This is a genomic window from Microbacterium sp. (assembly GCF_032084865.1).
GTDB lineage: Bacteria > Actinomycetota > Actinomycetes > Actinomycetales > Microbacteriaceae > Microbacterium.
In genome coordinates this window covers 1-6,011 of the sequence record NZ_DAMDLU010000161.1, presented here as the reverse complement: position 1 = coordinate 6,011, position 6,011 = coordinate 1, and the positions used below count along the sequence as shown (strand labels likewise).

Below are 6,011 nucleotides of genomic sequence, written 5' to 3'. Positions count from 1 at the left end.
TCGCGGGCGGACACGGCGTGCGGCGACGGCAGCACGGTGCGCGGTGTGCGCGCGTGCCAGCGCAGCGCGTCCCCGATCGCCATGCCAGCGGCCCCTGCGCCGCGCTGCCGGATGTCGATGCCGGGAGCGAACGGCAGCAGCTGGGGGAGTGGGCGGATGAGGTGCGGGGCGATGGCGGTCATCAGCAGGTGGCGCTCCATCGCGCTCTCCCGGGCCGTCGCGATGTCGCCGGTCGCGAGGTACCGCAGACCGCCGTGCACGAGCTTCGAGCTGAACCGGCTGGTGCCGAAGGCGAGATCCTGCGCCTCGATCAGCACGACGCTCAGCCCTCGCGCGGCAGCATCGAGCGCGGCGCCGGCTCCGGTGATGCCCCCGCCGACGACGAGCACATCGGCCGTGGTCTCGGCAGCCGCGGTGAGTTCGACCCGCCGTCGAGACGCATTCAGAGCCGCAGTCGGTGCTCTCATGGCCGCAGCATCCCGTCGACGGCGGCGCGCAGCTGGTCGTCCCAGGCGTCGTCGCTGATGAGATCGGCGACGGTGCCGTGCGACAGGATCGCGGACTGCGTCATGACCAGGAGCATCACGGCGATGTGCGCCGGATCGCCGTGTCGCACGGATCCGGCCGTCTGCGCGGCGGAGACGGATGCCGAGAGCCAGCCGAGGATGGCGCGCTGGCTCGCACCGAACCGGTGCAGGGTGTACCGCGTGAAGATCTCCGGCTCGCGCTCGAGCAGCGCGGCGTACAGGGCATCGGATTGGAATGCGCGGGTGAACTCGTGCACGGCTGTGACCAGGGAGGGGCGGTCTGCGGCGACAGGGATGCCGTCGAGAAGGTGCAGCATGCGCCGCAGCAGCGTCGAGCGCACCACCTCGTCGGCGCTGGCCCAGCTGCGATAGACGGTGGGGCGGCTGATCCCGGCGGTGCGCGCGAGTTCAGCGATCGCGAGCCCCCGCACGCCGCGCTGCGCGATCAGTCGCTCAGCGGCGTCGAGGATGCGATGCTGCATGGCGTCCCAGCCATCCGGGTGCCCGGCGGCGATCTGTAGTTGACGATCTTCCATGATCTGTCACACTGTAACGCATGAGGTCCACGAGCGACACCGCTGTCGAGCCGCCCGAGATGCGCTGGAACGGATGGGGTGACCCCGACGGCGGAATCGGACTGCCCCGCGCGGTGCGCGCGCTGCTGCCTCTCCTGCTGGGACGCGTGCCGCGGCCGGGGCCTGCGCCACAGCTCGACGCGGTGGAGGTGGCACCCTCCTGCCTCTCCGGCGCCGACCTCGCGGCCCTGGCCGGTGTCGTCGGCGACAGCGAGGTCCGCACCGACGCCGAGTCCCGCGTGCGGCGCTCCGGTGGAAGATCCACGCCCGATCTGCTGCACCGACGCGCCTCTCGCCAGCAGGTGCCTGACGCGGTCGTGCGTCCCGCGACGCACGCCGAGGTCGCCGCGGTGCTGCGGGTCGCGCACGAGCGAGTCATCGCGGTCGTGCCGTTCGGCGGCGGGACGAGCGTGGTCGGCGGCGTCGACCCGGACGCCGGCCGCCACCACGCCGTGATCGCACTGGATCTCGCGCGGCTCAGCGGTCTGGTTCGCCTCGACGCGGTCAGCGGCGAAGCGGTGCTTCTCGCCGGCACGCGCGGACCCGAAGCGGAGCGTCTACTCGCAGAGCACGGCCTTGAGCTCGGGCACTATCCGCAGAGCTTCCGCTACGCGAGCATCGGCGGATTCGCGGCTGCGCGATCGTCCGGCCAGAACTCCGCAGGGTACGGCCGATTCGACACCATGGTCACCGGACTGCGTATGGCGACGCCGACCGGCGATCTCGATCTCGGCCGCGCCCCCGGATCGGCGGCCGGCCCGGACCTCACCAGACTGCTGCTCGGCTCGGAGGGGGCCTTCGGGGTGATCACCGAGGTGCGCGTGCGCGTGCATCCGACACCGCGAGATCGCATCGTCGAGTCATGGACGTTCCCCGACTTCACCACCGGCGCGAACGCGCTGCGCGAGGTCGTGCAGCGCGGCGGCACGCCTACCGTCATCCGCCTCTCCGATGAGGCCGAGACCGGCGTGAGCCTCGCGCAGGTGGGACGCATCGGCAAGGTGCTCGCCAAGGGGGCGAGCGCGGTGACCGTGTTCGAAGGCGAGGATGCCGAGCACAGGCGGGCGCGCACAGCCGAGCTGATCGCCACCGCAGGCGGCACGAGCACCGGGCAGGGCGCCGCCGAGGAGTGGGCGAGAACCCGCTTCGACGGGCCCTACCTGCGCGACGCGCTGCTCGATGCGGGTGTCTTCTGCGAGACGCTCGAGACGGCCACCACCTGGGCGAATCTGCACCGGCTGCGCGCCGCGGTGACATCGGCTCTCAAGGACGGGTTCACGGATGCCGGTGCGAGAAGCTTCGTGATGTGCCATATCTCGCACCTCTACCCGACGGGCGCCTCGCTGTACTTCACCGTGCTCGCCGGCGTCAGAGGCGACCAGCTGCGCACCTGGGACGCCGTGAAACGGCGAGTGGGCGACGCGATCATGGCATCCGGCGGCACCATCACCCATCACCACGCGATCGGCCGCGACCACGCGGCCTGGCTGCCGCAGGAGATCGGCGAGACGGGCATCCGCATCCTTCGCGCGGTCAAACGTGAACTCGACCCGCAGGGCGTCATGAACCCGAATGTGCTGATTCCCGAGGAACCGCTCCGTGAATGAGCCCGTGCGCCTCGTCCTCATCGTCAACCCTCAGGCGGGCAAGGGCCACGGGGCACGCGTCGGTGCCGAGGCCGAGAGAGCACTGCGAGCGGCCGGCGCCGAGGTGAGCGTCCTCACGGGACGATCGGCCGAGCAGACCCGATCCCTCGCACGCGGGGCGGTGCGCGCAGCGCCCGACGGGATCGTCGTCGTCGGTGGCGACGGCACCCTGACCGGGATCATCGAGGTGCTCGCCGAGAACGGGCATCCGATCACGCTCGTGCCGGCGGGCACCGGGAACGACCTCGCCCGAGCGCTCGGCATCCCCACGGACGATCCGCGGAAGGCCGCCCTCGCCGCGCTGCACGGGGCGGTCCGCACCATCGACCTCGGCACGATCGAATCCCAGGGCGCGAAGCGGGTGTTCCTCACCGTGGCGGCACTCGGGTTCGATGCGAAGGTGAGCGAGCGCACGAACACGCTGCGTCGTCCGAGCGGCCGACTGCGCTACTACCTGGCGCTCATCGTCGAGCTCGTGCGGCTGCGTCCGACGGTGTTCCGGATCTCGGTCGACGGAGACGCCGATCAGGTGCAGCCCGGCACTCTGCTGGCCGTCGGCAACACTCGCAGCTACGGTGGCGGGATGCCGATCTGCGCCGACGCCCAGGCGGATGACGGACGACTCGACATCGTGCACGTCGCGCCGCTCAGCCGCACCCGGCTGATCCGCCTGTTCCCGCTGCTGCTGCGCGGCAGCCACCTGGGGCGACCCGAGGTGCGGCACCGGCAGGCCATCTCCGTGCGGGTCTCGGCCCCCGACCTGGTCGTCTACGCCGACGGTGAGCGCGTCGGCGCTGACGAATGCCTCATCGGCGTCCGACCGGCCGCCGTCACCATGATGATTCCGAGGGAGTGAGCACATGTCTTACGACGAGGACGTCGTGATCGTGGGATCGGGCTTCGGCGGATCCGTCGCCGCCCTTCGCCTGTCCGAGAAGGGATACCGGATCAGGGTGTTCGAATCCGGTCGACGGTTCGAAGACGACGACTTCGCGAGGACATCGTGGGATGTGCGTCGCTACCTGTGGGCGCCGCGGCTCGGATGCTTCGGCGTGCAGCGCATCCATCGCCTTCCGCATGTCATGATCCTCGCCGGCGCGGGCGTCGGCGGCGGGTCTCTGAACTACGCGAACACCCTCTACGAGCCGCCGCAGACGTTCTTCGCCGACCGGAACTGGCCCGCCGGCACCGACTGGCAGAGCGAGCTCGCCCCGCATTACGCGACGGCGAAGCGCATGCTGGGTGTCGTCGACGAGTACCCGCACACCGGCCCGGTCGAGCGGATCATGGCCGGTGCCGCCCAGGATCTCGGCGTCGGGGACACGTTCCGGCACGCCCCGGTGGGGGTCTTCCTGGGCACGCCGGGGGTGCGGGTGCCGGATCCGTTCTTCGACGGGGAGGGGCCGGATCGCACCGGATGCACGCTGTGCGGCAACTGCATGATCGGCTGCCGGGTCGGCGCGAAGAACACTCTCACGAAGAACTACCTCGCGCTCGCCGAACGGCGCGGTGCGCGGATCGACGCGCTGCGCACCGTCGTCGAGGTGCGCGAGGATCCGCGCGGCGGCTTTCTCGTCACCACCGAGCGCTCGGGCGCATGGCTGCGCCGCAGGCGGCAGACCGTCCGCGCCGAGCAGGTGGTGATCGCGGCCGGCACGTGGGGCACGCAGCAGCTATTGCACCGCATGCGGGCGTCGTCGGCGCTGCCGCGCATCTCGGACGCCGTCGGCCGGCTCACCCGCACCAATTCAGAGGCCCTGGACGGCGCGGTGGCGATCAGGGTGCCGGATGCCGCGGGCTACGCCCGTGGCGTGGCCATCACCACCTCGTTCCACGTCGACGAGCGCACGCACGTCGAGAACGTGCGCTACGGTCCCGGCTCGAACCTGATGGGTGCCCTCGCGACGGTGCTCGTTCCCGGAGACCGCTCCTTCGGCAAGAGGATCTGGCTGCTGCTCGGCGCATTCGTCCGGCAGCCGATCCGCCAGTTCCGTCTCGCGAACCTGCACCGGTGGAGCGAGCGCGGCATCATCGCCCTGGTCATGCAGACCGCCGACAACTCGCTCACCCTGTCGCTGCGCCGCCGGTTCGGCCGCGACGTGCTCACCAGCCGGCAGGGACACGGCGCGCCGAATCCGTCGTACCTGCCGCAGGCGCATCGGGCCGTGGCGGCCATCGCGGGGAGGATGCAGCAGGAGACCGGTGTGCGAACCGAACCGCGCGGATCGTGGCCGGAGGTGTTCGGCATCCCGCTGACCGCGCACTTCCTGGGCGGTGCGGTGATCAGCGACTCGCCTGACCGCGGCGTGGTGGATCCGTGGAACCGCGTCTGGGGGCATCCCGGACTGCACGTCGTCGACGGGGCGGCCGTGCCGTCGAATCCCGGCGTGAACCCGTCGCTGACGATCACCGCGATCGCGGAGCGTGCGTTCGCCCACTGGCCGCGTCGCGGCGACGAGGATCGGCGGCCCGCTCAGGTCGGCTGACCGCACCACTCGAGGAGACACCACAGGGGCCGCACCCCACGGCGCGACCCCTGTCTGAACCAGCGTCAGCTGTGCGCGATCCCACGGATCGGCGGGTGGTGGAACGTGCCTCCGAAGACCCGCTCCGACGCCCCTTCGCGATCGAGGTACGGCGATGCGCCGCCGTCGATGAACGGCCAGCCGGCGCCGAGGATCAGGCAGAGGTCGATGTCCTCGACCTCGGGAACGACGCCCTCGTCCAGCATGAGGCGGATCTCCTGCGCCAGGCCGTCCTGCACGCGCTGCAGGATGGTGTCGGCGGATGCCGGGGAGCTGCCGACCTGACCCTTGAGCGCCTTCTCGGCGTTCTTGGTCCAGCCGGTGACTCGCCCGCCCTTGTCCTTCTCGACGACGGCATCCAGCTCGGCGAGAGCGTGGAAGTTCTCGTTGGCGTAGAAGCGGTCGGGGAAGTGGCGCACCATGGTGTCCTGCACGTGAGCCGCGACCTTCCAGCCGACCAGGTCGATCAGCTGGAACGGTCCCATCGGCAGCCCGAGCGGTCCGAAGGCCCGCTCGACATCGGCGATGGGAGTGCCCTCGTAGACCGCGCGTGCCGCCTCGCCCATGACCTTCGCGAGCAGACGGTTCACGACGAAGCCGGGAGCATCCGCGGTCAGGACGGCGTTCTTGCCCAGGCCCTTCGCGACGACGAACGCCGTCGACAGCGCGGCCTCTGCGGTGTGCGGCGTCTTCACGATCTCGATCAGCGGCATGACCGCGACCGGGTTGAAGAAGTGG

At 70.9% G+C, this 6,011-nt stretch carries 6 protein-coding genes; 3 read left to right on the top strand and 3 right to left on the bottom strand.

Features of this window, described 5'->3' with window-relative positions; all coding sequences use genetic code 11:
* Positions 1-467 (bottom strand): FAD-dependent oxidoreductase (locus RT309_RS13285; RefSeq protein ID WP_313357767.1); only part of this gene is annotated, 467 nt, incomplete at its 3' end.
* Positions 464-1,063, bottom strand: coding sequence for a helix-turn-helix domain-containing protein (locus RT309_RS13280; protein ID WP_313357765.1), 600 nt, complete (start codon positions 1,061-1,063; stop codon positions 464-466). The genes RT309_RS13285 and RT309_RS13280, both read right to left, overlap by 4 nt.
* Before the next feature lie 20 nt (positions 1,064-1,083).
* Here RT309_RS13280 and RT309_RS13275 point away from each other — a divergent pair, with 20 nt between their 5' ends.
* From RT309_RS13275 to RT309_RS13265, 3 genes are read left to right on the top strand one after another with little or no spacing between them, the layout of a single operon-like run.
* Positions 1,084-2,709: an FAD-binding oxidoreductase gene (locus RT309_RS13275; RefSeq protein WP_313357763.1), complete on the top strand. Its 1,626-nt coding sequence runs from the start codon at positions 1,084-1,086 to the stop codon at positions 2,707-2,709.
* Positions 2,702-3,604, top strand: coding sequence for a YegS/Rv2252/BmrU family lipid kinase (locus RT309_RS13270; protein WP_313357761.1), 903 nt, complete (start codon positions 2,702-2,704; stop codon positions 3,602-3,604). Before RT309_RS13275 ends, RT309_RS13270 begins: the two co-directional genes overlap by 8 nt.
* A 4-nt stretch (positions 3,605-3,608) precedes the next feature.
* A complete protein-coding gene (locus tag RT309_RS13265) occupies positions 3,609-5,234 on the top strand; it encodes a GMC family oxidoreductase (RefSeq protein WP_313357759.1) in 1,626 nt (541 codons plus the stop codon).
* 65 nt (positions 5,235-5,299) lie between these two features.
* On the opposite strand, the gene RT309_RS13260 is transcribed toward RT309_RS13265, so the two are convergent.
* Positions 5,300-6,011 (bottom strand): 3-hydroxyacyl-CoA dehydrogenase family protein (locus RT309_RS13260; RefSeq protein ID WP_313357757.1); only part of this gene is annotated, 712 nt, incomplete at its 5' end.

Excerpts from the sequence above, each read along its gene's own strand:
- RT309_RS13280 (WP_313357765.1), bottom strand. The coding sequence starts at position 1,063 with ATGGAAGATCGTCAACTACAGATCGCCGCCGGGCACCCGGATGGCTGG.
- RT309_RS13275 (WP_313357763.1), top strand. The coding sequence starts at position 1,084 with ATGAGGTCCACGAGCGACACCGCTGTCGAGCCGCCCGAGATGCGCTGG.
- RT309_RS13265 (WP_313357759.1), top strand. The coding sequence starts at position 3,609 with ATGTCTTACGACGAGGACGTCGTGATCGTGGGATCGGGCTTCGGCGGA.